Source organism: Lentzea sp. NPDC036949 (genome assembly GCF_055608075.1).
On the sequence record NZ_JBVJRA010000008.1, the window covers coordinates 275,069 to 301,588 of the forward strand.

The 26,520-nt window shown below is 71.6% G+C and carries 28 protein-coding genes and 1 pseudogene; 17 read left to right on the top strand and 12 right to left on the bottom strand.

Annotated features, from left to right (window positions below; all coding sequences use genetic code 11):
• Window positions 1-80 precede the first annotated feature (80 nt).
• The 3 genes from ACZ7CD_RS24025 to ACZ7CD_RS24035 are packed head-to-tail and all read left to right on the top strand — an operon-like array spanning window position 81 to window position 2,515.
• The gene (locus tag ACZ7CD_RS24025; protein WP_360395389.1) at window positions 81-830 is read left to right on the top strand and encodes a lytic polysaccharide monooxygenase; all 750 of its coding nucleotides are present in this window, start codon (window positions 81-83) and stop codon (window positions 828-830) included.
• 4 nt (window positions 831-834) lie between these two features.
• On the top strand, window positions 835-1,449 hold the full coding sequence (locus ACZ7CD_RS24030; protein WP_360395391.1) for a DUF305 domain-containing protein: 615 nt from the start codon (window positions 835-837) through the stop codon (window positions 1,447-1,449).
• 43 nt (window positions 1,450-1,492) lie between these two features.
• Window positions 1,493-2,515, top strand: coding sequence for an FAD-dependent monooxygenase (locus ACZ7CD_RS24035; RefSeq protein WP_458430441.1), 1,023 nt, complete (start codon window positions 1,493-1,495; stop codon window positions 2,513-2,515).
• Here ACZ7CD_RS24035 and ACZ7CD_RS24040 read toward each other — a convergent pair.
• Together ACZ7CD_RS24040 and ACZ7CD_RS24045 are read right to left on the bottom strand one after the other, a co-directional pair.
• Complete coding sequence (locus ACZ7CD_RS24040) at window positions 2,484-5,084, bottom strand: AfsR/SARP family transcriptional regulator (protein ID WP_470379703.1); 2,601 nt, start codon at window positions 5,082-5,084, stop codon at window positions 2,484-2,486. The genes ACZ7CD_RS24035 and ACZ7CD_RS24040 overlap by 32 nt on opposite strands.
• 12 nt (window positions 5,085-5,096) lie before the next feature.
• Window positions 5,097-5,858 (bottom strand): AraC family transcriptional regulator, encoded by a 762-nt coding sequence (locus ACZ7CD_RS24045; RefSeq protein ID WP_470370228.1) that lies wholly within the window; start codon window positions 5,856-5,858, stop codon window positions 5,097-5,099.
• A gap of 50 nt (window positions 5,859-5,908) precedes the next feature.
• On the opposite strand from ACZ7CD_RS24045, the gene ACZ7CD_RS24050 reads away from it, so the two are divergent.
• Together ACZ7CD_RS24050 and ACZ7CD_RS24055 are read left to right on the top strand one after the other, a co-directional pair.
• Entirely contained in the window at window positions 5,909-6,307 is a 399-nt protein-coding gene (locus ACZ7CD_RS24050) for a DUF2000 family protein (protein WP_470375141.1), read from the top strand.
• A 76-nt stretch (window positions 6,308-6,383) separates the two neighbouring features.
• Window positions 6,384-7,589 carry an MFS transporter gene (locus ACZ7CD_RS24055; RefSeq protein ID WP_470379704.1) on the top strand — a complete coding sequence of 402 codons (1,206 nt, stop codon included), beginning with the start codon at window positions 6,384-6,386 and terminating at the stop codon, window positions 7,587-7,589.
• Here the strand turns inward: ACZ7CD_RS24055 and ACZ7CD_RS24060 are convergent.
• Together ACZ7CD_RS24060 and ACZ7CD_RS24065 are read right to left on the bottom strand one after the other, a co-directional pair.
• Window positions 7,499-8,323, bottom strand: a complete 825-nt coding sequence (locus ACZ7CD_RS24060; protein WP_470379705.1) for an alpha/beta fold hydrolase — start codon at window positions 8,321-8,323, stop codon at window positions 7,499-7,501. The two genes, ACZ7CD_RS24055 and ACZ7CD_RS24060, sit on opposite strands and share 91 nt — an antisense overlap.
• Window positions 8,320-9,003, bottom strand: coding sequence for an SRPBCC family protein (locus ACZ7CD_RS24065; RefSeq protein WP_470379706.1), 684 nt, complete (start codon window positions 9,001-9,003; stop codon window positions 8,320-8,322). Before ACZ7CD_RS24065 ends, ACZ7CD_RS24060 begins: the two co-directional genes overlap by 4 nt.
• A gap of 109 nt (window positions 9,004-9,112) precedes the next feature.
• Here ACZ7CD_RS24065 and ACZ7CD_RS24070 point away from each other — a divergent pair, with 109 nt between their 5' ends.
• Window positions 9,113-9,292: a hypothetical protein gene (locus ACZ7CD_RS24070; protein WP_470379707.1), complete on the top strand. Its 180-nt coding sequence runs from the start codon at window positions 9,113-9,115 to the stop codon at window positions 9,290-9,292.
• Here the strand turns inward: ACZ7CD_RS24070 and ACZ7CD_RS24075 are convergent.
• Window positions 9,271-9,504, bottom strand: a complete 234-nt coding sequence (locus ACZ7CD_RS24075; protein WP_360395406.1) for a zinc-ribbon domain-containing protein — start codon at window positions 9,502-9,504, stop codon at window positions 9,271-9,273. The two genes, ACZ7CD_RS24070 and ACZ7CD_RS24075, sit on opposite strands and share 22 nt — an antisense overlap.
• 91 nt (window positions 9,505-9,595) lie before the next feature.
• On the opposite strand from ACZ7CD_RS24075, the gene ACZ7CD_RS24080 reads away from it, so the two are divergent.
• Genes ACZ7CD_RS24080 through ACZ7CD_RS24110 form a run of 7 tightly spaced genes read left to right on the top strand, consistent with a single transcriptional unit; the run spans window position 9,596 to window position 15,015 of the window.
• On the top strand, window positions 9,596-10,102 hold the full coding sequence (locus ACZ7CD_RS24080; RefSeq protein ID WP_360395407.1) for a GNAT family N-acetyltransferase: 507 nt from the start codon (window positions 9,596-9,598) through the stop codon (window positions 10,100-10,102).
• Window positions 10,103-10,137: 35 nt separating this feature from the next.
• A complete protein-coding gene (locus tag ACZ7CD_RS24085) occupies window positions 10,138-10,728 on the top strand; it encodes a nucleotidyltransferase family protein (RefSeq protein WP_360395409.1) in 591 nt (196 codons plus the stop codon).
• Entirely contained in the window at window positions 10,691-10,939 is a 249-nt protein-coding gene (locus ACZ7CD_RS24090; protein ID WP_360395410.1) for a BON domain-containing protein, read from the top strand. Before ACZ7CD_RS24085 ends, ACZ7CD_RS24090 begins: the two co-directional genes overlap by 38 nt.
• Window positions 10,936-11,658: a metallophosphoesterase family protein gene (locus tag ACZ7CD_RS24095; RefSeq protein ID WP_360395412.1), complete on the top strand. Its 723-nt coding sequence runs from the start codon at window positions 10,936-10,938 to the stop codon at window positions 11,656-11,658. The genes ACZ7CD_RS24090 and ACZ7CD_RS24095 overlap by 4 nt, the downstream gene beginning before the upstream one ends.
• A complete protein-coding gene (locus ACZ7CD_RS24100; protein ID WP_360395414.1) occupies window positions 11,655-13,412 on the top strand; it encodes a thiamine pyrophosphate-requiring protein in 1,758 nt (585 codons plus the stop codon). Before ACZ7CD_RS24095 ends, ACZ7CD_RS24100 begins: the two co-directional genes overlap by 4 nt.
• Window positions 13,409-14,359 (top strand): TIGR03557 family F420-dependent LLM class oxidoreductase, encoded by a 951-nt coding sequence (locus ACZ7CD_RS24105; protein ID WP_470379708.1) that lies wholly within the window; start codon window positions 13,409-13,411, stop codon window positions 14,357-14,359. Before ACZ7CD_RS24100 ends, ACZ7CD_RS24105 begins: the two co-directional genes overlap by 4 nt.
• Before the next feature lie 56 nt (window positions 14,360-14,415).
• Window positions 14,416-15,015: a DUF6766 family protein gene (locus ACZ7CD_RS24110; protein ID WP_470379709.1), complete on the top strand. Its 600-nt coding sequence runs from the start codon at window positions 14,416-14,418 to the stop codon at window positions 15,013-15,015.
• 140 nt (window positions 15,016-15,155) lie between these two features.
• Here ACZ7CD_RS24110 and tuf read toward each other — a convergent pair whose 3' ends face one another.
• Together tuf and ACZ7CD_RS24120 are read right to left on the bottom strand one after the other, a co-directional pair.
• Window positions 15,156-16,337, bottom strand: a complete 1,182-nt coding sequence (tuf, locus tag ACZ7CD_RS24115; RefSeq protein ID WP_458430452.1) for an elongation factor Tu — start codon at window positions 16,335-16,337, stop codon at window positions 15,156-15,158.
• A 200-nt stretch (window positions 16,338-16,537) separates the two neighbouring features.
• The gene (locus ACZ7CD_RS24120) at window positions 16,538-17,410 is read right to left on the bottom strand and encodes a LysR family transcriptional regulator (protein ID WP_470379710.1); all 873 of its coding nucleotides are present in this window, start codon (window positions 17,408-17,410) and stop codon (window positions 16,538-16,540) included.
• 70 nt (window positions 17,411-17,480) lie between these two features.
• Here ACZ7CD_RS24120 and ACZ7CD_RS24125 point away from each other — a divergent pair, with 70 nt between their 5' ends.
• The 4 genes and pseudogenes from ACZ7CD_RS24125 to ACZ7CD_RS24140 all read left to right on the top strand — a co-directional run bounded on the left by ACZ7CD_RS24125 (window position 17,481) and on the right by ACZ7CD_RS24140 (window position 19,620).
• Window positions 17,481-18,518, top strand: a complete 1,038-nt coding sequence (locus ACZ7CD_RS24125) for an FAD-binding oxidoreductase (protein WP_470379711.1) — start codon at window positions 17,481-17,483, stop codon at window positions 18,516-18,518.
• A 102-nt stretch (window positions 18,519-18,620) separates the two neighbouring features.
• Window positions 18,621-18,716: pseudogene (locus ACZ7CD_RS24130) on the top strand (hypothetical protein); the annotation flags it as partial.
• A gap of 76 nt (window positions 18,717-18,792) precedes the next feature.
• Window positions 18,793-19,071, top strand: a complete 279-nt coding sequence (locus ACZ7CD_RS24135) for a sensor histidine kinase (protein WP_470379712.1) — start codon at window positions 18,793-18,795, stop codon at window positions 19,069-19,071.
• A gap of 165 nt (window positions 19,072-19,236) precedes the next feature.
• Complete coding sequence (locus ACZ7CD_RS24140; protein ID WP_360395424.1) at window positions 19,237-19,620, top strand: STAS domain-containing protein; 384 nt, start codon at window positions 19,237-19,239, stop codon at window positions 19,618-19,620.
• Window positions 19,621-19,642: 22 nt separating this feature from the next.
• Here the strand turns inward: ACZ7CD_RS24140 and ACZ7CD_RS24145 are convergent, their stop codons facing one another.
• The 5 genes from ACZ7CD_RS24145 to ACZ7CD_RS24165 form a co-directional block, all read right to left on the bottom strand.
• Window positions 19,643-20,788: a glycosyltransferase gene (locus ACZ7CD_RS24145; protein ID WP_360395426.1), complete on the bottom strand. Its 1,146-nt coding sequence runs from the start codon at window positions 20,786-20,788 to the stop codon at window positions 19,643-19,645.
• A 54-nt stretch (window positions 20,789-20,842) separates the two neighbouring features.
• The gene (locus ACZ7CD_RS24150) at window positions 20,843-21,916 is read right to left on the bottom strand and encodes a nucleotide disphospho-sugar-binding domain-containing protein (RefSeq protein WP_470379713.1); all 1,074 of its coding nucleotides are present in this window, start codon (window positions 21,914-21,916) and stop codon (window positions 20,843-20,845) included.
• Between the two features lie 91 nt (window positions 21,917-22,007).
• Window positions 22,008-22,931: a hypothetical protein gene (locus tag ACZ7CD_RS24155; protein ID WP_470379714.1), complete on the bottom strand. Its 924-nt coding sequence runs from the start codon at window positions 22,929-22,931 to the stop codon at window positions 22,008-22,010.
• Window positions 22,932-23,074: 143 nt separating this feature from the next.
• A complete protein-coding gene (locus tag ACZ7CD_RS24160; protein ID WP_470379715.1) occupies window positions 23,075-25,834 on the bottom strand; it encodes a helix-turn-helix transcriptional regulator in 2,760 nt (919 codons plus the stop codon).
• A 252-nt stretch (window positions 25,835-26,086) separates the two neighbouring features.
• Window positions 26,087-26,515, bottom strand: coding sequence for a very short patch repair endonuclease (locus ACZ7CD_RS24165; RefSeq protein ID WP_360395434.1), 429 nt, complete (start codon window positions 26,513-26,515; stop codon window positions 26,087-26,089).
• Window positions 26,516-26,520: the final 5 nt, after the last annotated feature.

The following is a 26,520-nucleotide window of genomic DNA, read 5'->3' on the forward strand; positions in this document are numbered from 1 at the left end:
AGCGATCAGAAACGCCGTCGGTTCCCGCCCCTGCAACGGGGGTCCACCCCGCCTGGGAACGATCCAAGGAGTTCGGAAGAATGAAACTCACCAGGAAAGCGGCGCTCGTCATGGCCGCGGTCCCCGCAATCGTGCTCGTCACGCCCGTCGGTTCGGCCAGTGCGCACGGGTACGTGTCGTCACCGCCGAGCCGGTCGGCGCAGTGTGCGCAGAAGACCGTTCCCTGCGGTGCGCCCACGTACGAGCCGCAGAGCGCTGAAGGCCCCAAGGGCCTGATGAACTGCAACGGAGCGCGCGGCGACTTCGACGAGCTCAACGACGACAGCAAGGGCTGGCGGGCCACCAGCACCGGCACCAGCCTGACGGTGAGCTGGACGTTCACCGCCCGCCACCGCACGCGCGACTACGAGTACTACATCAACGGCTCGCGCGTCGGGTACGTCAACGGCAACAACGCGGCTCCGGCCGACCCGGTGCGGCACACGATCAACCTGAGCGGCTTCTCCGGCCGCCAGAAGATCTTCGCCATCTGGAACATCGCCGACACCGGCGCCGCGTTCTACTCCTGCATCGACGTCAACGTGAACGGTGGCGGCACCCCGCCGCCCACCACCACGCCGCCGACGACGCAGCCGCCGACGACCACCCCGCCCACCACGACCCCGCCGACCACGCAGCCGCCCGCGGGTGGCACATGGGCCGCGAACACGTCCTACGCCGCGGGCGCCCAGGTCACCTACGGCGGCTCGACGTACCGCTGCCGGCAGGCGCACACCGCGCTGACCGGCTGGGAGCCGCCGAACGCGGTCGCGTTGTGGGAGAAGATCTGATCCGATGAGGCGCCTGGTGATCGCGGTCGCGGTCCTGGCGCTGGCGGGGTGCGGTGGAGGTGCCGCCGTGCCGGAGGCCCAGCAGCAACACCAGCAGGGCCACGGGCACGGTGCGGCGACCTCCACCGCACCACCTCCCGCTGCCACCGCGAGGTTCAACGACGCGGACGTCATGTTCGCGCAGATGATGGTCGCCCACCTGCAACAGGGCATCGACCTCGCGGTGGTGGCGAAGGCCATGGCCACCGCGCCGAAGGTCAAGGAGCTCGCCGGCGCGGTCGACGTGACCCAGCGCGAGGAGCTGGAGATGCTCAAGGGCTGGCTGAAGCTCTGGGGCAAGCCGGAGCAGCCGTCGAGCGACCCGAACGTGCACGCCGCCCACGGCGGCATGCCGCTGCTCGACGCCAAGGTCATCGCCGAGGTCAAGGACAGGAGCAAGGAGGAGTTCGACCTCGCCTACCTCAACCTGATGACCGGCCACCAGGGCGGCGCCGTCGAGATGGCGCAGACGGAGCTGAAGGACGGCTCCAACCCGGAGACCACCGCCTACGCCCAGCGCGTGCGGGACTCGCGGTCCGGTCAGATCCAGCAGATGCTGACGTTGATCAACGGGCAGTAGCCGGTCAGCGTCCGGTCAGCGGCCCGGTGTTGCCTGCCGGGCCATGGACGTGTTGATCTCGGGGGCCGGCGTGGCCGGCCCCGCACTGGCCTTCTGGTTGTCCCGCTTCGGGATCTCGGCCACGGTCGTCGAACGCGCGCCCTCGCTGCGGACCGGCGGCCAGGCCGTCGACTTCCGCGGCGAGGCGCACCTGTCCGTGCTGCGGCGGATGGGTCTGCTCGACGCCGTCCGCGCCGCCGCGACGACCCCACGCGACATGGTGTTCCGCGGTGTCGACGGACGGGAGCGCGCCCGGCTGCCCGCGTCGTTCACCGCGGGTGAGGTCGAGGTCCTCCGAGGGGACCTGTCCCGCCTGCTGCACGACGCGAGCGCCGCGGACGCGGAGTACGTGTTCGGTGACTGGGTCACGGCGCTGCACGACGACGGCGCCGGCGTGGACGTGGAGTTCGCCCGCGGCCGGCCGCGGCGGTTCGACTTCGTCGTCGGCGCGGACGGGATGCGCTCCGGCGTGCGGCGGCTCACCTTCCCGGACTACCGGCCGCGGTTCCAGGGCTACTACTTCGCCCTCTGGCCCGCCGACGGCGACGACCGGGACCTGACCTGCGCGCCGGGGGTGCTCAGCGCACCGGGCTGGGTGCTGTTCAAGTCGCCGGTGCCGCCGGAGCTGCTGCCCGACGAGCTGATCGCGCCCGACGTCTACTTCGACTCGATCAGCCAGGTGCGGATGCCGGCCGTCAGCTCGGGGCGGGTCACCCTGCTCGGTGACGCCGGGTACGGCTCGACGCTGGGCGGCATGGGCACCGGGCTCGCGGTCGTGAGCGCGTACGTGCTGGCCGGGGAGCTGGCCGCGGGCGGTGACGCGTTCGCCCGCTACGAGGCCCTGGTCGGCCCGTACGCCCGCGGCTGCCAGGGCAACCCGGGACCGTTCCTCGCGCCGGGCACGCGGCTCGGCATGTGGGTGCGCGACCGGGTGTTCGGGTTCCTGGGCAAGGCGCCGGTGTTCGCGCGCATGGACCTCAGGGCCGCGACCGCGATCAAGCTCCCCGAGTACGCGCGAGTGCGCTGAGCGCCGCCTCCACCTGCTGCTTGGCGTTCGCGTGCATCCACCCGAACCCGAGCTCCCGGTCGGCGGCCAGCAGCAACCGCTCCGCCTCCGCCGGGTCGTCCCGGCGGCGGGCGATCTCCGCGAGACCCACGTGGGCCAGTGCCCTGGTCGCGGCGAGACCCGCGCGGGTCGCCAGGTCCAGCGCCTCGCGGTAGTCGCGTTCGGCGGCGTCCTGGTCGAGGTCGAGCAACCGGTCGGCGCGGCGGCCGCGCAGCTCGGCCAGCTCCTCGGTGGCACCCAGCTCACCGACGGCGCGCAGGGCCTCGTCGGTGAGGGCCAGCGCCTCGTGCGGGTCGTCGGTCAGGGTGGCGAGCACGTCGAGGACCTGGGCCGCGCCCCAGCGCTCACCGAGGTCCTGGAACCGGCGCAGGGCCTCCCGGGACCGTTCGACGGCCAGGGCGCGGTCGCCGTTCACCGCCCACTCGGTGTAGGCGGTGCTGAACGCGATCAGGCCCCGCACCCACGGGTCGGTGCTGTTCTCGACCGCCTCCTGCAACGGGGTGCGCGGGCGGTCGCGGTCGGGCGGCCCGGCCAGCATGGCCCACGCGATCAGCACGAACGGCTGGCGCACCGGGCCGCGCAGCTGCTCCAGGACACCGCGGACGCGTTCGGGTGCGGCCAGTGCCAGCAGGATCGCGTACTCCTCGCTCACCTGCTCGGGCACCACGCCGAGCAGGGTGCGCGCGATCGGCTCGACCTCGGTGCGGCTGCCCTTCACGTACAGGTACCAGGACAGGTCCGCGAGCAGGCGCAGAGCGGCCGCCGGCTCGTGGGCGGTGGTCCAGGTCAGCGCCTGCAGGAGGTTGGCGTGCTCCGCGCTCATCGCGGCGAGCCAGCGCAGCTGGCCGGGGCCGCGCAGCTCGGGGTCGGCGCGGCGGGCCAGTGCGCTGTAGAACGCGGCGTGCCCGGCGTCGGCGCGACCGTGCCGCGCGCAGAACTCGCGGATCGTCTCCAGCATGCGGTAACGGCCGTCGGCGGCTTCGACCAGCGACTTGTCCACCAGCGCTGCCAGCACCTCCAGGTCGTGCCCGCCCACCTGTTCCACGGCGTCGAGGGTGGCGCCACCGCTGAACGTCGCGACCGCCGTGGCGAGGTCGCGTTCGTCGGGCGTGAGCAGGTCCCAGCTCCACCCCACGACCGCGCTCAACGTCTGGTGGCGGGGTGCCGCGGCGCGGTTCCCCTTGGACAGCAGGCGGAACCGGTCGCCCAGCCGCCGCGCGATGTCCTCGGTGCTGAGGGTGCGGACGCGGGCGGCGGCCAGCTCGATGGCGAGGGGGAGGCCGTCGAGCTCGCGGCAGATGCGGTCGGTGTGCTCGTCGCGGGTGAACGACGGCCGCACGGCCCTGGCGCGCTGGACGAACAGCGCCACGCTCTGCTCGGGGTCGAGCGGCGGCACCGGGCACAGCGTCTCGCCGGTGATGCCCAGCGCCTCCCGGCTGGTCGCGAGGACCCGCAGCCGCGGGCACGTGCTGAGCAGGTGCTGGACCAGCCGCGCCGCCTGCTCGACGACGTGCTCGCAGTTGTCGAGGACGAGCTGGACCGCGCGGTCCTTCAGCGCGAGCGTCAGCCGTTCCTCCGGTGGCAGCACGGTTTCCTTGAGCCCCAACGCCTGCAGCGTCGCCGCGGCCACGTCGTGCACCGGTGCCAGGTCCACGAACACGGCGTCGTCGGCCGCCGCCCGCAGCGCGAGCCGGGTCTTGCCCGCCCCGCCCGGACCGGTGAGCGTGACCAGCCGGGCCTCGGTCAGTCCCGCGAGCCGCTCCAGCTCCGCCTGCCTGCCCACGAAACCGGTGAGCTGGGCGGGCAGCTCCCGCGGTGCCTGACCGCGCAGCAGCTGCACGTGGATCGCGCGCAGCTCGGCGGACGGGTCGGTGCCGAGCTCCTCGGCCAGCACGGCGCGGGCGTCCTCGAAGGCCTGCAACGCCTCGGCCGACCGGCCCTGCTGGTGCAGCGCCTGCATCAGGAAACCGCGCAGCCGTTCGTCCAGCGGGTGCTGCCGCACGAGGTCCTGGATCTCCTGCACGTCCGCCCTGTGCAACCGGACTCGCGCGGCGATCAACCCGTGCGCGGCGCTCCGGCGTTGCCGTTCAAGGCGGTCGGCGTGCCCGGTCGCGGTCGTGCCGCCCAGTGCGGGCCCGCGCCACAACGCCAGCGCGTCGGCCAGCAGTGCCTCCGCCGCCTGCGGGTCACCCCGGTCGAGCGCCTGCTGCCCGGCCGCCGCCAGCGCCGCGAACCGGTGCGCGTCAACGGTGTCCGGGTCGAGCGCGAGGCGGTACCCGGCCGGGTGCAGCTCGACCAGCTCGGCCGCCCCGAGCGCCCGGCGCAGCCGCGACACCTGGCCCTGCAACGCGTTCGCCGCGTCGGACGGCGGTGCCTCGCCGTACAGCTCGTCGATCAGCCGGTCGACGGGCACGACCTCACCGGCCCGCAGCGCCAGCAACGCGAGCAGGGTGCGCGGCCGCGGACCGCCCACCGCGACCTTGCCCGCTGCGGTGCGGGCCTCCACCGGACCGAGGACGTCGACGTGCACCGGCTGATTCTGTCAGCGCGCGAACCGTCCCGGGCTGGTACCGAGCACGCGCCGGAAGTGCCGGGTCAGGTGCGACTGGTCGTGGAACCCGGCCAGCACCGCCGCCTCGGCCGCGGGCCGCCCCTCCAGCAGGTGCCGGCGGGCCAGGTCGACCCGCCGCCCGGTCAGGTAGCGGTGCGGCGGCAACCCGAACCGCCGGCTGAACGCGCGCACCAGGTGCGTGGGGCTGCTCTGCAGCTCGGCCGCCGCCTCCGCCAGCGTGAGACCCGCGGGCAGCGACGCGTCGAGCAGCTCCCGCAGCCGGTCGGCCAGCGTCGGGTCGGCGAACACCTGCGGTGCGGTCCCGGCGAAGTGGTGCGTGATCCGCTCGGTGATCAGCGCCAGCCGGCTCTGCGCCTCCAGCGGCTCGTCCAGCACCAGGTGCAGCTGGTCCACCCGCCTGCGCAACAAGGGGTCGACGAGCATCGGGGTGTCGACGGACTTGCCGACGAGCCCGGCGGGCAGCACGTCGCCGTCGAGGTACAGCACCCGTTTGCGGAAGCCCGACTCGTGCGCGGACCGGCCGTCGTGCGGCACGTGCGGCGGCAGCAGCGTCACCCCGTCGACCAGCGCGCCGTGTTCGTGCCGGTCCAGCTCGTAGCGCACCGCACCCGTGTCTATCAGCAACAACGTCCACGCGTCGTGCGTGTGCGCCGGGTAGACGTGGGTGGTGAACTCGGCGTGGAAGACCTCCCGGATGCCGTCCACCGCCGGGCGCCAGGCGGTGCTGCTCATGTCAGGAACGTACAAGACCGGCGGCGGCCCCACCCGCGATGGTGGACGCCATGTTCGACACCAAGATCGCTGTGCTGCTGCGGGACGACCTGGCCTCCTGGCAGGCGCTGAACGTCACCGCCTTCCTCGTCAGCGGCCTCCCGCAGGAGCTGCGCGGTGAGCCGTACACCGACGCCGACGACGTCACCTACCTGCCGATGTTCGGCCAGCCCGTCGTGGTCCTGCAAGGTGACCGGGACGTGCTCACGAAGGCCCACCAGCGCGCGCTGACCCGCGACCAGGCCATGTCGATCTTCACGGCCGACCTGTTCTCGACCGGCAACGACGCCGACAACCGCGCCGCCGTGCGCAAGGTGCACACCCGGGACCTCGACCTGGTCGGCCTCGCGGTGCACGGCCAGAAGAACGCGGTCGACAAGATCCTCAAGGGCGCGCGGATGCACCCCTGACCGATCCGAATTGGCCCAGAGAAGCAGCGCGGTCTTGTCCCAAGGTCAGGGCCAATCAGCGTCCTACGGTCGTTCCATGACCCGGCGACTCGCGTACGCGCAGCTGACCAACTCGATCGGTGACGGCGGCTTCCTCGTCTGCTCGGCCCTCTACTTCACGCTCGTGGCCGGCCTGAGCCCGGCGCAGGTCGGCCTCGGCCTCACCGTCGCGTGGGGTGCCGGCGCGGCGGCCGGTGTCGCCCTCGGCTCGCTCGCCGACCGGTGGGGGCCGCGCACCACCGCGGTCGTGCTGGCGGCGCTGACCGCGGCGAGCATCGGCGTTCTGCTCGTCGCACGGGGCCACCTGGCGTTCGTGCTGGTCATGTGCCTGTACGCGAGCTTCCAGAGCGGGTTGCAGGCGGCCAGGCAGGCGTTGCTCGCGGGACTGACGACGCCCGAGGAGCGCACGCGGGTGCGGGCGCGGATCCAGTCGACCGCCAACGCGGGCATCGCGATCGGCGCGGCGGCGGGCGGGTTCGCGCTGCACCTCGGCACGGAGCTCGCCTACACGGCGGTGTTCGCGCTGGACGCCCTGAGCTTCCTCGCCGCCGCGGCGATCCTCGCGACATCGCCGGAGACCGCGACGACCCGTGCACCCGGCCGGTTCGAGGTGCTCAGGGACCGGCCATACGCGCTGGTCACGCTGGTCAACGCGGTGATGCTGCTGTACATGCCGCTGCTCAGCCTGGTCATCCCGCTGTGGATCGTGCAGCGCACCGAGGCGCCGACGTGGCTCGCGGCCGCGCTGCTGGTGCTCAACACCGCGGCCGTCGTCCTGTTCCAGGTCCGCATCGCCCGCCGGGCCACCGGGCTCACGCGGGCCGCGGGGCTGGTGCGGCACGCCGGGCTGGTGCTGGGCGCGTCCTGCGTGGTCTTCGCGGCCACGGCGTTCGGCATCGGGGCGTGGCCCGCGGCGGCGCTGCTGGTCGCGGCCGCCGCGCTGCAGGTGCTCGGCGAGATGATGCTCGCCTCCGGGGCCTGGGAGATCGGCTTCTCCCTCGCGCCCGCCGACCGCCAGGGCCAGTACCAGGGCTTCTTCGGCACCGGCACGGCGGTCGCGCGCATGGTCGGTCCGGCCCTGCTCACGACCGTCGTGCTCGGGTGGGGGAGCCTCGGCTGGCTGCTGGTCGGCGGGCTGTTCGTGCTGGCCGGCTACGCGATGGGACCGGCGGTGCGCTGGGCCCGCGAGAAGAACTCCACCAGCTCCGGCGCCATCACCGAGGACTTGTACATGTGCGTCTGACCGGCGAGCGTGCGGTGCTCGGCGCCCTTGACGACCTCCGCGACGTTCTTCATCGCGTTGCGGAGGTACACGGGCGACTTGCCGCCGTCCAGGGCGAGCGTCGGCACCTCGACGTGCCAGCGGTCAGCCGGCAGCGGCTCGCCACGGCCGTCGTCGCCGAGGATGCGCAGGTCCCACGGCAGCGTGTGCGCCACGGCCTTGAGCTTCTTCCACACCGGCGTCAGCTTCATGACCGCGACGGCGAAACCGGGCGTGCCGACGAGCTTCATGAACGACGACAGCGCGCCGGACCGGTCGCCGCGCGCGATGAGGTCGTCCACCGTCCGCACGTAGTCGGCGGGACGGGCCGGGTGGGTGTCGTCCACGACGAACGGCGCCTCGTAGACCGCGAGCCGGGTGATCGACGGCAGCTTCGACGCGGCTTCGAGCGCCAGCACCGCGCCGGAGGAGACGCCGAAGACGAACGCGGACCCGCCGGCCTCCCCGATGACGGCCTCGATGTCCTCCACCTCGCGCTCCAGCGACCACGGCGTGGCGCCGTCCCCGGTCTCGCCCCGGCCGCGGCGGTCGTAGGTGTGGACGGTGAAGTCCTTGTCCAGCACGGACGCGAGCTCCGTGCTGGGCCCGAACCTCCGATGGCACAGTGCGCCGTCGACGAGCAGCAGCGCGGGACCGGAGCCGGTGGTCGAGCAGGCGACCTGCGTGCCGTCGGCCGAGGTGGTGAAGCGGGTCATTTCTGCTCTCCCAGGGTGTTCTCGAGCCAGAGCTGCCAGTCCTGTTCGGACTCGTCGCCCGCGAAGACGTGGTGCGCGGCGATCATCGGGCCGTGGAAGCCGCGCAGGAAGCGGTACATGCCGTTCTCGGTGCGCAGCCCGAGGGTGTGCGAGTTGCGGTGGTACTCCACGGCACCGGGGAGCTTCGCCTCGATCGCGTCGTCGAGCCTGCGCCACGCCTCGTCCCAGTCGGTGACCTCGGGCCCGAAGACGGTCAACGGCTGCGCGGTGCGGCCGGCGAAGTGGCCCAGGTACTCGACCAGCGTGCGCCAGAACAGCGCGCCGCCCAGCCGCATCGCCTCGAACTCGTCGGCCCAGTCGTCACCGGGCAGGAAACCGCTCGTGACCATCCGCAGCACCGTGCTGCCGTGGTCACGGCCCTCGACCAGGAACTCGTAGGCGATGAACCGGCCGTCCCCGGCCTTGCCGCTGTCGTGCGCGAAGTGCTTCGGCGGGTCCCACGCGGTGATCTCCGAAGTCGGCCGGTAGGCGCCGAAGGCCATCGTGACCTGGTCGTTCCGCACCTCGTTGCGGCCCATGTACCACGAGTCGATGCCCGGCCCGGTGGCGATCGCCTCCCAGACCTCGTCGACCGAGGCCGGTACCTCGGCGCTGTCGGTCGCTTCGAACGCGTGGCCCATCAGCTGCTCTCCCTCTCCTGCGGCATGGTGTCATCCTGCCGCCGAAGAAACTTGTCGTCAAGAAGAAAAGATTTGTCGGTTGAGGAGAGCGCGGGCGTAGGCTCGGAGGATGGCTGACGGTGATGACCGTCCCGGTCCGCTCGGTCGCGACGAGCGGCTGGCCGTGGACCTCGGCGGCGCCGGTTCGAGTGCGTGCTTCCTCGACCTGGTCTGCCCCGAGTGCGGGCGCGTCACCACCGACGCGGACGCGCCCGGCTGCGCCGCCTGTCAGACGCCCGCGCCCAGCTGATGCGCGTGGGTGGAGCTGATGTCGTAGGCGACACCGCAGAACGTGCACTGCATCCCGTACCTGCGGCTGATCGTGAACAGCGGGATGAAGAAGACCGTGGGCTTCGTGACCCGGCGCGTGAGGCTGTGCGCCGCCTGGTGACCGCAGTGGCCGCACACCAGCGTCAGCATGACGAGCTGCTGGACCGTCGTTCGCCAGCCGAAGATGACCATCCGCGTGCTCCCTGGGGGTTGGGGTTGTCCCTATGACGTCCCGCGGGCCCGCTGAGTTGCAGCCGGTCCGCCATCTTCAGAAGGTGGACAGGTGGACGACCTGTTGCGACCCTGGCGGCCCGACGACGCCCCCGTGCTCCTCGCCGCCGCCCGCGAACCCCTGATGGACCGCCAGTTCACCACCGAGATCACCTCCCTGGAGGACGCCGTCTCGTGGATCGACCTGCTCGCCGTGCGGCGCGTGGACGACGTGGCCTACACCTTCGCCGTGCTCCTGGACGGCGAACCGGCCGGGAACATCGCCGTGTCGAGTGTGGAACGACGCCACCAGACCGGCTGGGTGTCGTACTGGGTGCGCGAGCACGCACGCGGCAGAGGACTCGCGACCCGCGCCTGCCGCGCGGTCAGCGACTGGGCGTTCACGGAGCTCGGGCTGTTCCGCCTGGAGCTCGCCCACCGGGTGGACAACCCCGCCTCCTGTCGCGTGGCCACCCGCGCCGGCTACGCGGTGGAAGGCGTCGAACGGGGCCGGCTCCTGCACGACGGGCAGCGGTTCGACGCGGAACGGCACGCCCGGCTCGCCACTGATCGGGTGTGAGGTTCACCGCGCGGGCAACGCGGGTAACCGCTGACATGAGCGACGTGCAGGACGAGTTGCTGCGGACGCTGACCAAAGTCGCGAACGCGTTACGCAGCGAAGGGATTCCGTTCGCCCTGACCGGAGGGTGTGCCGGCTACGCGCGCGGCGGCCCGACGAGCGAGCACGACGTCGACCTGCTCGTGCGCGAGCAGGACGCGACGGAAGCCGTGCGGGTGCTGGTCGCGCGCGGGCTGAGGGCCGCGGAACCGCCGGAGGACTGGCTGCTGAAGGTCTACGACGGCGACTCGCTGGTGGACCTGCTGTTCCGGCCCAACGAGCGGCCCGTGACCGACGACCTCCTCGCGATGGCGGAGGAGATGCCGGTCGGTTCGGTGATGCTGCCGGTGATGCCGGCGACGTACGTGCTGATCAGCAAGCTGCTGGTGCTCGACGGGCACCGCTGCGACTTCAGCGAGCTGCTGCCGTTCGCCCGCGCGCTCAGGGAGCAGATCGACTGGCAGCAGGTGCGCGACGAGACCAAGAACTCGCCGTACGCGGAGGCGTTCCTGGTGCTCATCGAACGCCTGGACATCATCGGGAGGGACCATGGGCTCCGAGCAGTACCTCGCGGCGAATCTGCGTAGGGCGGTCGCGGAGGACCCGAGAACGGCCGAGCTCGGCGTGCGCGTCACCGTGCGCGGCGACAACGTGATGCTCTCCGGCGACGTCGCGTGCGCGGACCGCAAGGCCGCGTTGGAGGAGGTGCTGCACGAGGCAGCGCCCGAGCTGACGATCCTCAACGACGTGCGCGTGACACCGGCCGGTGAACCGGAGGGTGAGGAGGACCTGCGATGATCCGGATCGCCGCCGTCGGCGACGTCCACCTGGGCGAGGACATGCGCGGCCACCTGCGGCCCGCGCTGGAGAAGGTCGGCGAGCACGCCGACGTGCTGCTGCTGGCCGGTGACCTGACCCGGCACGGCACGGTCGCCGAGGCCGAGGTCGTCGCCGACGAGTTCGCGGACCTCCCGGTGCCCGTCATCGCCGTGCTCGGCAACCACGACCACCAGGACGACAAACCGCTCGAAGTCACCAAGACGTTGCAGGACAAGGGCATCCACGTCCTGGAGGGCACGACCTTCGAAACGCGCATCAACGGCTGCACCCTCGGCGTCGCCGGGGTGAAGGGCTTCGGCGGCGGGTTCGCCGGCAAGTGCGGCAGCGCGTTCGGTGAACGCGAGATGAAGGCGTTCATCCAGCACACCTGCGACATCGCCGGGACGCTGGAAAGCGCACTGTCCGAACTGGAAACCGACATCAAGGTGGCGCTCACGCACTACGCGCCGGTGCCCGACACGTTGCGCGGCGAGCCACCGGAGATCTACCCGTTCCTCGGCTCGTACCTGCTCGGCGAGGCGATCGACAAGACCGGCACGCACCTCGCGATCCACGGGCACGCGCACTTCGGCACCGAACAGGGCATGACCCCCGGCGGCGTGCGGGTCCGCAACGTCGCCCAGCCGATCATCCGCTCCGCCTACGCGGTGTACGTGCTCGAAGGGGCGTCGGCATGACCGTCGGAGACTTCATCGTGCAACGCCTGCGCGACTGGAAGGTCGCGCAGGTGTTCGCCTACCCCGGTGACGGCATCAACGGCATCGTGGCCGCGTTCGGCAAAGCGGACAACGACCCGAAGTTCATCCAGACCCGGCACGAGGAGATGGCCGCGTTCGCCGCCGTCGGCTACGCCAAGTTCAGCGGCGACGTCGGCGTGTGCCTCGCGACCTCGGGACCGGGCGCGATCCACCTGCTCAACGGCCTGTACGACGCGAAGCTCGACCACGTGCCGGTCGTCGCGATCGTCGGCCAGACCGCGCGCACCGCGCAGGGCGGCAGCTTCCAGCAGGAGGTCGACCTGCACGCGCTTTTCCGCGACGTCGCCTCGTTCCTGATCGACGTCACGGTGCCCGAGCAGCTGCCGAACGCCCTCGACCGGGCGTTCCGCACCGCCGCCACCGAACGCGCGCCTGCCGTGGTGATCATCCCGAACGACGTGCAGGAACAGGAGTACGAACCTCCCAAGCACGAGTTCAAGCACATCCCGTCCAGCCCGCCGTCCCGGCCGTCGTCCGTCGTCGTGCCGGCCGACGACGAGGTGCGCCGCGCCGCCGAGGTCCTGAACAGCGGCTCGAAGGTCGCCATCCTGATCGGCCAGGGCGCGCGCGGTGCCGCCGCCGAGGTCGGCGAGGTCGCGGAACTGCTCGGCGCCGGCGTCGCGAAGGCGTTGCTGGGCAAGGACGTCCTGTCCGACGAGCTGCCGTACGTGACCGGGTCCATCGGCCTGCTCGGAACACGACCGAGCTACGAGCTGATGCGCGACTGCGACCGGCTGCTGATCGTCGGGTCGAACTTCCCCTACTCGCAGTTCCTGCCGAAGCCCGGTGCCGCGCGGGGAGTGCAGATCGATGCCGACGGCAGTACCATCGGCATGCGCTACCCAACCGAGGTCAACCTCGTCGGCGACGCCCGCGCGACGCTGCGCGCCCTCATCCCGTTGCTCGAACGGAAGACCGACCGCTCGTGGCGGGAGACGATCGAGAAGAACGTCGAACGCTGGTGGGAGGTGCTGGAACGGCAGGCGCTCGTCCCGGCCGACCCGGTCAACCCCATGCGGATCGTGCACGAGCTGTCCCAGCGCCTGCCGCACAACGCGATCGTCACCGCCGACTCCGGTTCCGCGACCAACTGGTACGCGCGCCTGCTGAAGATCCGCGGCGACGTGCGGTCCTCGCTGTCCGGCACGCTGGCCACCATGGGCTGCGCCGTGCCGTACGCCCTTGGCGCCGCGTTCGCCCAGCCGAACCGGCCGCTCATCGCACTCGTCGGCGACGGCGCGATGCAGATGAACGGCATGGCCGAACTCCTCACGCTGCGGCACCACAACATCCGCTGCGTCGTGTGCGTGTTCCACAACAACGACCTCAACCAGGTCACCTGGGAACTGCGCGCCATGGGCGGCGCCCCGAAGTTCGAGCCGTCCCAGGACCTCCCGGACCTCTCGTACGCGCAGTTCGCCCGGTCCATCGGCCTGCAGGGCATCGAGGTCGACGACCCCGACCAGCTCGGCCCCGCCTGGGACACCGCACTCGCCTACGAGGGCACCACCGTCCTCGACGTGCGCTGCGACCCGGACGTGCCACCGATCCCGCCACACGCCACGTTCGAGCAGATCAAGGACATGACCGAAGCAGTGCTGCGCGGCGACCCCGACGCCTGGGGCCTCATCACGCGCGGCCTGCGCACCAAGATCCAGGAGTTGCTGCCGTGAAGCTCGGTTACTTCCTCTCCTCAGAAGAACACGGCCCGCGCGAGCTGGTCCGCAACGCCCGCCTGGCCGACCAGCACGGCTTCGAGGCCCTGTGGATCTCCGACCACTACCACCCGTGGAACGACGAACAGGGCCAGTCCCCGTTCGTCTGGGGCACCATCGGCGCCCTCTCCGAAGCCGTGTCCATCCCGATCACCACCGCGGTGACCTGCCCGACCGTCCGCATCCACCCGGCCGTCATCGCCCAGGCCGCCGCCACCGCCGCGGTCCAGTGCGAAGGCCGCTTCGTGCTCGGCGTCGGCAGCGGCGAGGCCCTGAACGAACACGTCCTCGGCGACCACTGGCCGTCCGCCGACGTGCGCCTGGAGATGCTGGAGGAGGCCATCGGCATCATCCGCACCCTCCACCAGGGCGAGGAGCTCACCCACCACGGCAAGCACTACACCGTCGAGAACGCCCGCATCTACACCCTCCCCGACCGCCCGGTCCCGATCTACGTCTCCGCCTTCGGCCCGAAAGCCGTCCGCCTCGCCGCCCGCGCCGGCGACGGCTACATGTGCGTCGGCCCCTCCGGCGACCTCCTGGAGAAGTACCGCGCCGAAGGTGGCCGCGGCCCCTCCCAGAGTGCCCTCAAGGTCTGCTACGCACCGTCCGAAGAGGACGCCGTCACCACCGCGCACCGCCTGTGGCCCAACGACGGCCTGCCCGGTGAGCTCGCCCAGGTCCTCCCGACCCCGCGCCACTTCGAACAGGCCTCCCAGCTCGTGACCCCCGACATGATCCGCGAGTCGATCCCGTGCGGCCCCGACCCCGAGCGCTACGCCGAGAAGGTCAAGGAGTTCGTCGACGCCGGGTTCGACGAGCTGTACGTCCAGCAGATCGGGCCCGGCCAGGAGGCGTTCTTCGAGTTCTGGGCCAAGGAGGTCGTGCCGCTCCTCGAGGTGTGAGCGGGCTGCTTTCGCGGTTGGTGTCGCCCGTCGAAGTCGGAGCCGGTCCACGAAGTGTGGGCCGGCTCCTCGCGGGCCACACCGACTACAACGACCGCCAGGCCGCGCTCGGCCAGCCCCTCCTGACCCTCGGCTCCTACCTGGTCTCCGCGGACTTCCTCGTCGACGTCGTCGAGAACTGGCAGTCCGAGTACCTCCAGTTCTTCCTCTACGTGTGGGCCACCGTCTGGCTCGTGCAACGCGGCTCCCCGGAGTCCAAACCCGCCGACAAGACGGGTCCGGGGTCCGACGAGGACCAGCAACTCGGCGCCCACACCACCGAGTCGTCCCCGCGCTGGGCCCGTGCCGGCGGCTGGCGCACCTCCCTCTACTCGAAGTCGCTCGGTCTCGCGATGCTGACGCTGTTCCTCTTCTCGTGGACCATGCAGTGGGTCGCCGGGTGGTTCGCCAACAACTCCGACCCGCTGGCCACCCGGATGGGACTGTTCGAGTACTTCCTGAGCTCGGACTTCTGGAGCCGGTCGTTGCAGAACTGGCAGTCGGAGTTCCTGGCGATCGCCTCCATGGCTTTCTTGAGCGTCTACCTGCGGCAGCGCGGATCACCGGAGTCGAAGCCCGTCGGGGCGCCGCACTCGGTGAGCGACCGGTCGGGGTGACGGCTCGGCGGGTCGAGTCCGCCGGGTACCGAGAACCCCCAGTCACCTGCCAAAACGGAAGGGCGTGACGAGAGCCGGAAGCCCTCGTCACGCCCTCCTGCCAGGCAGCGCGACCACCTTCTCGGGCCGTCGCCGCCGCCTTAGGCGAGGATCTCGCCGACCGTGCCCGCGCCCACGGTCTTGCCGCCCTCGCGGATCGCGAACCCGAGGCCGGTGTCCATCGCCACCGCCTTGCCGAGCTCCACGGTGACCTCGACGGTGTCACCGGGCAGGGCCGGCGCGTCGAGGTGCACCACGCCCACCACGTCGCCGGTGCGGAAGTGGAACTGCGGGCGGTAGTTCGTGGCGATGCCGGTGTGCCGGCCGCCCTCCTCGTGCGACAGCAGGTACACCGACGCGCGGAAGCGGGTGTGCGGGGCGACGGTGCCGGGCCGGGCCAGGACCTGGCCGCGGCGGACGTCGCCGCGGCGGACGCCGCGCAGCAGGACCGCCGCGTTGTCGCCCGCCTGTGCCTGGTGCATCGGCTTGCCGAAGGTCTCGATGCCGGTGGCGACGGACGTCACCGCGGCGCCGAGGCCGATCACCTCCACCTGGTCGCCCAGGCCGAGCACGCCGCGTTCCACCGCGCCGGTCACGACGGTGCCGCGGCCGCTGATGGTCAGGACGTTCTCGACCGGCATCAGGAACGGGCTCGTCACGTCCCGCTCCGGCACGGGGACGTGGGTGTCCACGGCCTCCAGCAGCGCCAGCACCGACCGCGTCCACACCGGGTCGCCCTGCAGCGCCCGCAGGCCCGAGACGCGCACCACCGGGGTGGCGTCGCCGTCGAAACCGTAGCGGGACAACAGGTCGCGGATCTCCAGCTCCACCAGGTCGAGCAGCTCGGGGTCGGTGACCGCGTCGGCCTTGTTCAGCGCCACCACCACGTGCGGCACGCCCACGCGCCGCGCCAGCACCACGTGCTCGCGGGTTTGCGGCATGGAGCCGTCCTCGGCGGAGACCACCAGGATCGCGCCGTCGAGCTGCGCCGCACCCGTGATCATGTTCTTCACGTAGTCGGCGTGGCCGGGCATGTCGACGTGGGCGTAGTGCCGCGTCGGCGTCTCGTACTCGACGTGCGCGATGTTGATGGTGATGCCGCGGGCCAGCTCCTCCGGGGCGCGGTCGATGCGGTCGAACGCGGTGAAGGACGTGGCCGACGGGTCCACTTCGGACAGGACCTTGGTGATGGCGGCGGTCAGGGTGGTCTTGCCGTGGTCGACGTGACCCATCGTGCCGATGTTGAGGTGCGGCTTGGCGCGCACGAACTCCTGCTTCATCATTCCCTCGAGAACACAGCCGGGTTGCCCAGAACCGATCGACCACCACGACCCTCCCCCAGCGGTCCTGGAGGAACGGACTGGAGAAGGGTCAGAGTCGGGCGCCGGCCGGCTGTGCCGAGGCGACGGCGAGCGCGCCCGCAGGAACACCTGCGTGCATCGCGTTCTCAGCCGTCACGAACATGCCGCAGATCGTGGCAGACTCACAGATCCGCTGTCACCCGGTTTTCCGCGAGCCTGATCAACGCCCGCGCGGCCGGGCTGTGCGGGCCGCCGGTCCGCCACGCCAGCGCCAACCGGCTGTGCGGCACCGGGTCCGTGATCCGCACCGGGTGCAGACCGGACACCATCGAGCCCGCCAGGATCGCCGGCCCGAGACCGCGCTGCGCCAGCGTGATCACCATCGGCGGCGCCGAGGCCTCGAACGCGATCCGCGGCCGCCGCGTGCCGCAGGCCGCGTCCAACGCCCCGCGCAGGCCCGTCCCGACCGGCAGGCTGATCAACCTGCGCTCCAGCAGCTCGTCCAGCGGCACCGATTCCTTGCCGTACCAGGGATCTGACTCCGACACCGCCGCCACGAGCGGCTCGTCGGCCAGCACCCGCACCGACAACCCGGCCGGCGTCCCTCCCGCGTACCCGACGAGCGCGAGGTCGAGCCGTCCCTCCACAAGAGACTCGACCAGCTCGTCGGAGTTGGCCTCCGCCAACGTGATCTCCACGCCCGGATGCGCCGAGTGGAACGCCGACAGCAGCTCCGGCAGGTCCTCGATCCCGCACGACACCACCATCCCCACCCGCACGGTCCCGCGCACCAGCCCGGCCAGCTCCTCCACGGTCCGCCGCGCCGACTCCACCGACCGCAACGCCGCCCGCGCCAGCGGCAGCACCGCCGCGCCCACGTCGGTCACCGTCACCGACCGCCCCGACCGGTCCAGCAGGTCGTGCCCGAGCTCGCGCTCCAGCCGCCGGATCTGCGCGCTCACCCCGGGCTGCGCGACGTGCACCCGTTCCGCGGCCCGCGTGAACGACCCCTCCTCGACGACCGCGACGAAGTACTCAAGCTGCCGAAGCTCCATAACGAACGATTCTATCCACGAGCACAACCAGCTCTTGGACATATAACCGCAGCTCAACAACGATGAGATCATGCACATCCTGCACCCAGGAGACCCCGGCTACGACGACGAGCGCAGCGGCTTCCAGACCGGCCTGCGCCACGAACCACAGGTCGTCTTCGTCGTGGAGACCGCCCACGACGTCGAGAAGGCGGTCGAGTACGCCGAGACCAACGGCCTGCCGTACGAGGTGCAGGCCACCGGCCACGGCCTCACGACCCCCACCACCGGCGTCCTCATCTCCACCAGGCGGATGAACGCCGTCCACGTCGACCCGGACCGCCGCACCGCCACCGTCGAGGCCGGCGCGGTCTGGCAGCAGGTGCTCGACGCCGCCGCCCCGCACGGCCTCGCCCCGCTCAGCGGTGACGCGGCCGGCGTCGGCGTCGTCGGCTACACCCTCGGCGGCGGGTACGGGCTGCTCGCCCGCGAGTTCGGCCTGGCAGCGGACCGCGTCCTGGGCACGACCGAGGTCGGCGATGTCGTGACGACGATGGAGTTCGGGCTTCTGCCTGTGAACCGGGTTCACAGCGGTGAGATGTACTTCGACGCGACACACGCGGAAGCGGTGTTCGACGCGTTCCACGGCTGGGACCTGCCCGACCACGTCACACCGCAGCTCGCCACCATCGCGTTCCCCGACCTGCCGATGCTCCCGCCACCGCTCCGGGGCAGGAACACCGTGCGCATCACCTTCGCGAGCACGCGGCCGTTCGACGTCGAGGGCCTGAAGGTCGCGCCACGCCTCACCGAGGACTTCGGTGTGAAGCCGTTTCACAAGGCGCTCGGCGCACAACTGCCGCCACACACCTACCAGGGCGACAACGTGCTGCTCGGCGAACTGCCCGCGGAGACGTTGCACAGCGTCCGCGTGAAAGCCGCCACCGCCGACGTCCCGATCTTCCTCGGCCTCCTCCCGCTCGGCGCCGGCATCGGCGGGCCCGCCTCTCACCTGCTCAAGCTGATCTCACCGCGGCTGGGCGCCGAACGGGCGCACGCCGAGGTGTTCGACCTGGTCCGGCCCTTCGTCGTCGGCCGGTCGCGCAACTTCCGCTTCGCCGTGCGCTGACGACCATGACGCCCTCACCGACGTCCGGCGCACGGCACCCGACCGCAGGAGCAGGAACGCAGGCGGATCGCCTGGGACGTCCACGACGACCCCCTCCAGGTCGTGATCGCCGTCGGCCTGCGGCTCCAGCTGCTCGCCCGCACGCTCCCCGACAAGCACCGCCACACCGCCGAACAGCTCGACGACGACGTGCGCGAGGCCGTCGTGCGCGAGGCCGTCGACCGGCTGCGCGACCTGGTCCTCCAGGTCCGCCCGCCCGGCATCGAACGCGGCCATGACCGCCCTCCGCATCTGCCAGGAGGCACTCACCGACGTCCGCAAGCACGCGCGGGCCGCGGCGGTGCTCGTGGACATGTCCACTGTGGACCGGGGCTTCCTCGTGCGGGTGACCGGCGACGGCATCGGACTGCCCGCCGGTGACCAGGTCACCGGGCACTTCGGGCTGGTCGAGACGCGCGAACACGCCGAGGCGGCCGGTGGCCGGTGCACCGTCGTGCGACCGCCCGACGGAGGGACCCTCGTGGAGTTCTGGCTGCCGGATGTGCGACCGTGATCTCCGAGCGCCGACCGGGGAGGCAGGGCGGTCGCCGCCGTTCGACGGAGGGGTTTGCAATAGGTTGTGGTCCGAAAGCAACAGCCGTAACGTCGATGACGCAGCCGGGTTCAGCAGCGTGCTCGGAGTCAGGGTCATACGCGCTTCGGCCACCGGGGAGTGCTGGTGAACGAAGATCAGTTCAATGAGTCGCCGCTGCTGACCGTGCGGGCGGACGAGGTCGCCGGGGTGGTGGTCGTCGCGGTGGAGGGTGAGATCGACGTCGACACCGCGGACGTCGTGCTGGACGCGCTGCGCCTGGGCTTCGAGACGAGCGGGTCGGCCCTGGTCGCCGACCTGACCGAGGTCAGCTTCTTCGGGTCGACCGGCATCTCGACCCTGATCACCGCCCACGAGCTCGCCGACGAGCACGGCAAGGACCTCCGCGTCGTGGCACCGCACCGGGCTGTGCGCAGGCCGTTGCAGGTCACCGGGGTCGCGGACGTCCTCCTGCTGCACGACTCGGTGCCGGAGGCCCTCACCGCGCTGAAGCCGGTGCCCAGCGAGTGACCCCCGCCGGGCACCCGCGCGCCTAACCGGCCAGGTCGACCAGCCTGGGCACCACGTCCGCGGGCGACGGCATCGCCGCGATCTCCAGCCGGATGCGCTCCACGGCGTCGTGCACGGTCGCGTCGTTCAGCAGCTTCGCCGCCGTCTCGTGCACGGCGTCGGCGGTGAACTGGTCGTCGACCAGGTGGGAACCGAGGTTCTCCGCCGCCACCAGCTCGCCGTTGCGGAACTGGTCGGCGCCCTGCGGCAGCACGAGCTGCGGCACCCCGGCCGTCATGGCGCTCACCGTGGTGCCGCTGCCGCCGTGGTGCACGACGAGATCCGCGTGCGCGAGCAGATCCGCCTGGGGCACCCACGACAGGACGTGCACGTTGTCCGGCACGCCGTCGACCAGCGACGCCTCCACCAGCGGTCCGGTGGCGACGAGGACCTCGGCGTCCAACCGGGACAGCCCGGCGATCGCGCGCTGGATCAGCTCAAGACCCGCGAACGCCGTGCCGAACGTCAGGTACACCAGCGGCCTGCGGTGTTCGAGCACCCAGTCCGGCAGCGGCTGCGGCTCGGCGAACGGCACCGGCCGCACCGGGATGCGCTCGACGCCCCTCAGGTGGTCGAGGTCCTGCAACGACGGCGGGAAGATGTCGAGATAAGGCGAACCGAGACCGAAGTTCTGCCCATTCGGCAGCGTTATGCCGAGTTCCGCGAGGTACGCCAGCAACGGGTCCACCATGGTCGCCGGGATCATCTGGTCGTCGACCTTGCCGAATCCGTGGCACACGGTCGGAATTCCCGCCTGCATGGCCGCGATGCCCGCACCGGGGTTGATGATCTCGAAGACGACGAGGTCCGGCTTGTCCCTTTCCATGACCGGCGCCAGGTCCTGGGCGTAGGCGCGGGGGAGCACCGAACCGAAGGCGTCCGAGGCGGTCTGCCGCAGCATGTCGCGGGTGAACCGGTCGGTGCCGTGCAGGCTGTTGGCCTGGTGGAACGCGTCGAAGATGCTCAGGCCCGCATCGACGACCGTGAACCCCAGCGGCGCCAGCGGGGCGTGGAAACCGGAGTCCACGGCGTAGAGGACGTCATGTCCCTGCTCGCGGGCGGCGACCGCGAGCGGGAGCAACGGATAGGTGTGTCCGTGCGAGCCCAGGCTCGAGAAGAGAATGCGCACGCGATCACAGTAGGTGCTGCCCCGTTGAACCGGGTGCGGTTCAGCTTGCTCGATCTAGGTGATGATGTTTTCCCATTCGGCGGCAATATCAGCGGGTGAAGGCATCTTCGCGAGTTCGGTGCTCACCTCCAGCGCGGCCGCCTGCAGAGCCGGGGCGGTGATCAGCGTGGTCAGCAGTTCCGGGGTGACGTCACCGGCCGCCGCCTTCAGCCCGGCGCCGCGCTCGGCGACCGCGGTGGCGTGCACCGTCCGGTCGCCGGGGCCGGGCTCGACCAGCTGCGGGACGCCCGCGGCCAGCGCCGCCAGCAGCGTGCCCGCGCCGCCGTGGTGGACGATGCCGTCGCAGAACGGCAGCACCGCCGGGACGGGCACCCAGCCGGTGGTGCGCACGTTGTCCGGCAGCCCGCCGGTGCGGTCCGGGCGGACCAGCACGAACTCGGCGTCGACGTGGGCGGCGGCCCGCACCACCGCGGCCATCATCGCGCCGGCACCGGGACCCGGCGCGGTGCTGCGGCTGACGAGGATGCGCGGCGTGCCGGACGGTTCGGCGAGCCAGCCCGGCACGTCCCCCGCGCCGCTGTGCGGCACGAACCGCATCGGCCGGCCACCGGGGAACTCCGCGAGACTCGCGGGAGCGGTGCGCAGAACCGTTGCGGGAGAACGGGTCTCGGCGTCCATACGAGCGCTGACGGCGGCGGTGAGCCGCAGCCCGTCGAACAGCGAGACGTCCTGCACGACCGACGGCACGCCCAGCGCCGAACCCGCGGCGGCCAGCGGTTCGTGCAGCACCACGTCCGGGCGCCAGCGTGCGGCGAGCTCCCGCAACGGTGCCGTCATCGCGTTGCCGACGGCGCCGAAGAGGCGGGAGACGAACCCCAGCTCACCGCTGCCCCGCAGCTCCCTGCGCGCCACCAGCGGGTGCGTGACCACGATCCGGGCCGCGATCCGGCCGAAGTGGACCCCGGCCGGGACGACGTCCTCGACCGGCAGGCCCGACTCCGCGGCCTTCAGCGCCTCACCACCGGTGGCGACGACCACCTCGTGACCGGCCTCGCGCAGCGCCAGCGCCAGCGGCACCAGCGGGAAGACGTGCCCGAGCAGAGGGGCCGACACCACGAGAACACGCATATGGCCAGGTTAGACGCGTTGGGTGAGAGCAGTCTGAGAACAACGCCGCGAGGGCCGTGCCCCTGGGGAGCACGGCCCTCGCGGTCCGGTGTCACTTGGCCATGTCGAACCAGTTGAAGGCCTCGACCATCGGACGGGTGGTGCCGACGTAGCGCGGACCGGTCAGCTCCCAGCGGGTCACCGTGCGGTACGTGCCGGGCTGCAGCGACTCGTCCACGTCGGTGTTCTCGTCGTCCGCGACCGGGACGTACTGCTTGATCGACTTCTTGGTCAGCGTCACGTCGAGCGCCTCGTAGGCGGACTGGGTCTTCAGGTAGTCGCCCTCGCCGTGGTCCCCCGCACGGCCCGGGTCGGCCAGCTTCAGCTGGACCGTGTTGCCGCCGAAGGAACCCGTGGCGGACACGACGGTCACGATGTGACCACCGCTGCGCTGCAGGGACCCGGTCGTCGGGCCCTCCTTGTAGCGGCCGTAGACGAGCTGCAGCGGGCCCTCGTTGAGCTTCTTGGCGAGCTCACCGGCGAAGTCGGGGGAGTTCTTGGTGTCGACCGCGCCCGTCGTGGTGGTCCAGCCGGCGTCACGGGCCGGCTTGGTGGCGATGGTCCACGCCGTGCGCAGGTTGGTGAGGTTGGTGCTGCCGTTGTACTTCGCGTCGACGCCGATCCGGCCGATCGAGTTGGTGATCACGCCGTAGTCGGCCTGGTCCTTCGGGTTCAGGTTGGCGACCTTGGTGGTGATCCAGCCGACCGGGGCGTCCTTCTCATGAGCCCAGTAGTGCAGGACGTTGTAGAGCGAGGTGGGCCCGCAGTAGGCGCCGCCGTTGTTCTCCAGCCCGGCGCGGAACTGGTCCACGTCGCTCACACCGCACTTGCGGACGGTGAAGTCCGGTCCGGCCAGGTCGGAGGCGCTCACACACGGCGGCGGCGTGCCGATGACCGGGTCGGCCGACGCCATCGGGGCGAAGACGGAGGCGATGGTGGCGGTCGCGGCAGTGGCGATCAGAGCGTTGCGGATCATGTCGGTGTCCCCTTCGAGTTCCTGTGTTCCCCTGCGGTGGCACAAGATTCGCCGAGACGGACCCCCAAGGGCATGAGGGGAGAACCCTCAACCCTCCAGCGCGGAAGTTGGGTGTATCAGGGACACCCCCACGTGCATCTGCTTCAGGCGAGAACGCGGGAGAGGTCCCTGCGACCCGCGATCCCGAGCTTCGTGTAGATGCGGCCGAGGTGGTTCTCCACCGTCTTCGGCGTCACGAACAGCTCCTGCGCGATCTCCCGGTTCGCCCGCCCCGCCGCGGCCAGGTCGGCGACCCGGCGTTCCGAGGCGGTCAACGCCTCCGCACCCACCACGACCTGCCGGCGCGGCCGGTCGCCGAGCGCCTCCAAGGCCTCGGTGGCGCGCGTCCGGAGCACCGCGGAGCCGCACTCACCGGCCAGCTCGATCGCCTTGTACAGCGGTTCGCGCCCGTCGGAGCGCTTGCGGGCCACCCGCAGCGCCTCGCCGAGGTCGACCAGCGACCGGGCCAGCTCCAGACGGGCGGGGGAGCCCTCCAGGACCTCGACGGACTCGGTCAGCAGGTCCAGGCGCGCGGTGGCGTCGGCGTGGGCGAGCAGCCGCAGCGCGGCCCCCACCTCGGTGGCGGCCCCCCACGCGCGGGCGACCTCCAGCTGTTCGGTGGCGAGCTCCACCGCCAGCTCGTGCTCACCCAGCAGCAGCGCGGCCCTCGTCGCCGGTGCGCGCCACGGGATCGTGGGCGGGTCGACGTGCACCTCGTGCATCGCGTCGCGTTGGCGGTAGGCCTCGAACATCGCCTTGCGCGGGTCGTTCTCCGCCAACGCGATGAGCGCGCGCACCTCGTGCAACCAGATCGTCGGCATGGTCGGGCGTGCGTGGGCGTGTGCCCGGTCGAAGGCGTCGATGAGCGACGCTGCTGCTGTCGTGTCGCCACGTTCCAGTGCGGCGTACACGGCGAAGTGGGTGGAGGTCGCGCGCAGGCTGATCACCGTGGACGTGGGGTCCTCCTGGGCGACGGCGGCCAGCGCGGCCTCGGCCTCCGCCTCGACCGCGCGCATGGTGCCTTTGCGCCAGCTCAGGAACGAGGTCGCGTTCGCCACCATCGCGAACTCGATCGGTGAACCGTGGGTGCGCACCTTGAGCCGTGCGCGTTCGATCTCCCGTTGCGCCGTGTCGACCCCGTCCGCGGCCATCAGCGCGAGGAGCGCCACGAGCCACGCGACCATCTCGTCGGTGCTTCCGGTCGCGTCGTCCAGATATGCGCCGTTGGCCAACGCACGCGTCGCGGTCGCGGCCACCTCGTCGTGCGGCCACACCTCGTAGCGGCCCATCTGCGCGAGAAGACCCAGCAGCGTGCGTTCGTCGGGGGTGCCTCCGGCGAGGTGCTGGTAGCTGCTCAGGTGCGCGGACGCGGTCTGGCGCTGGTCCGGCAGGAACGAGCGGAACACCGCGAGCCGTGCCTCCAGGTGCAGCCGCGACTCGCCGACCGGCCGCTGGGCGATGGCCTCGGTGAGCTCCGCTATCGCCGCCGCGGGCCCCTCGACCACCGCCGTCGCGGAAGCAGCGGCGGCCACCAGCTCGGCGTCCGGGAGCCCCGCCGCGGCGGCCTTCAGGTGGCGGTGGGCGTTGACCGCGTCACCGGTGCGCAGCAACGCCCGGCCGAGCTCCGCGCGCAACGCGGCGTCGTCGGGCCGTTCGTCCACGGCCCGTGCGAGGTGTGCGGCGGCCGTACGTGCGTCACCGGCGGCCATCAGCGCCGACGCAGCCTTCCTGAGCACGTCGGCGGCGTTCGGCAGCGTGCCCTTCGGAGCGTGGACGAGGTGCGCGGCGATCCGGTCTGCCGGTGCGTGGGCTTCGGCCAACGCCGTCGCAGCGCGCGCGTGCAACGACCCGCGCGCAATCGGGCCGAGACTGCTCAACACCGCCTCACGCACCACGGGGTGCACGAACTCCAGGTGGTCGCCGGGGACGATCACGTTTGCCGCCACCAACGCCTCGACCGCGGCCGTCAGGTCCTCGGTCCGCGCGAGTGCCGCGGCCTGCCACGGATCTGCGTGCGTGCCGAGAACCGCGACCGCACCCGCGAGAGAGACGGCGTCCGCCGGCAGACGACCGAGCGTGGCGCGGAAGACCGTGCTGGGCCCCAGCCCACCGACCTCTGCCGCCGTGTCCGGGTCGTCGATCGGCAACCCGAGCGCCGCCAGCTCGTCGACCAGCACCCCGGCCAGGAACGGGTTGCCGCCGCTGGCCGCGTGCACGGCCTTCACCACCTCGGCGTGCCCACCGACCAGCCTGCCGATCGCGTCCGGGGTGAGCGGCCGCGGCAGCAACCGGTCGGCCGACATGCTGAGCTGCGCGAGCGGGCCCGCGTTGTCCGCGGGCGGCCGGGTGGCCACGACCAGCGCGATCGGCAGGTCGGAGATCCGGCGCGCCAGGTAGCCGAGGAACCGCAGCGACGACAGGTCGGCCCAGTGCGCGTCGTCCACGGTGATCAGCAGCGGCCGGGTGGAGGAGAGGTCCACCGCCACCCACCACAGCGAGTGCAACGTGCGCGCGAGCTCGGCCTCGCTCGGGTCGAGCGCCGCGTCGTCGAGGGCCCTGAGCGCGGCCCCCGACGGCCCGGCGAGGATCTTCTCCCTCACCTCACCCGAGTAGCGCGAGATCGACCGCTCGACCAGCTGCCGCACGACCCCCCACGCCATGGCGCTCTCCAGGGCGTCGCCGACCGCCTGCAACCGCCCGAACCCGCGCTCCTTGGCCAGCTCACGGCACTCGTGCACGAGCCGCGTCTTGCCGATGCCCGCACGCCCCTCGATGACGACGACACGACCCTCACCACGGGTGGCTGCGTCCAGGGCTTCGCGGATGTGCGCGATCTCGTCATCTCGTTCAAGCGGTTCGCGCACACAGTGATCGTAGCGGCCCTCCGGCGGGCTACATGCTGGTCATCGGCGTCGCGGACGGGCGACTTGATGCTCCATCGGGGTGAACGCACATCAGTACACGCAGTCGTCCGCCGAGGGCCGCCGCGGGACCGGCCGACAGCATGATCATCTGATTCGGTCTGCCCGCCGCACGACCCGCCCGCCCCCCATACCGCTTCGGCAGATCACGCCACGACACCCCGGTCTTGGAGGAGGGAAAAGCGCCCGGCTCGATCAGCGCGGTCGCCTGCTCAGCACCACCTCGTGCACGCGGGCGGCCGCGGCTGCGGCGTCCTCGTGTTCCCACACGCGCACCGCCAGCCAGCCGGCATCGGTGAGCTTCGCGTCCGTGTCGAGGTCACGGCGGCGGTTGGTCTCGATCTTCGTCCGCCAGAACTCGGCGTTGTTCCTGGGCCACGTGGCGTGCTCGGGGCAGCCGTGCCAGAAGCACCCGTCGACGAAGACCGCGACCTTCGCGCCGGTGAAGACGATGTCGGCCTCCCTGCGCACGCTCTTCAGGGGCCGGCGGTGCACGCGGTAGCGCAGGCCCGCGGCGAACAGCGCCCTGCGCAGCTCGATCTCGATCTGCGTGTCGCGGGACTTCTGCTTGCTCATCCGTGCCCGCACACCCGGCGCGGTCTCGAGCGGCTCCACGGAGGCCATTCTCC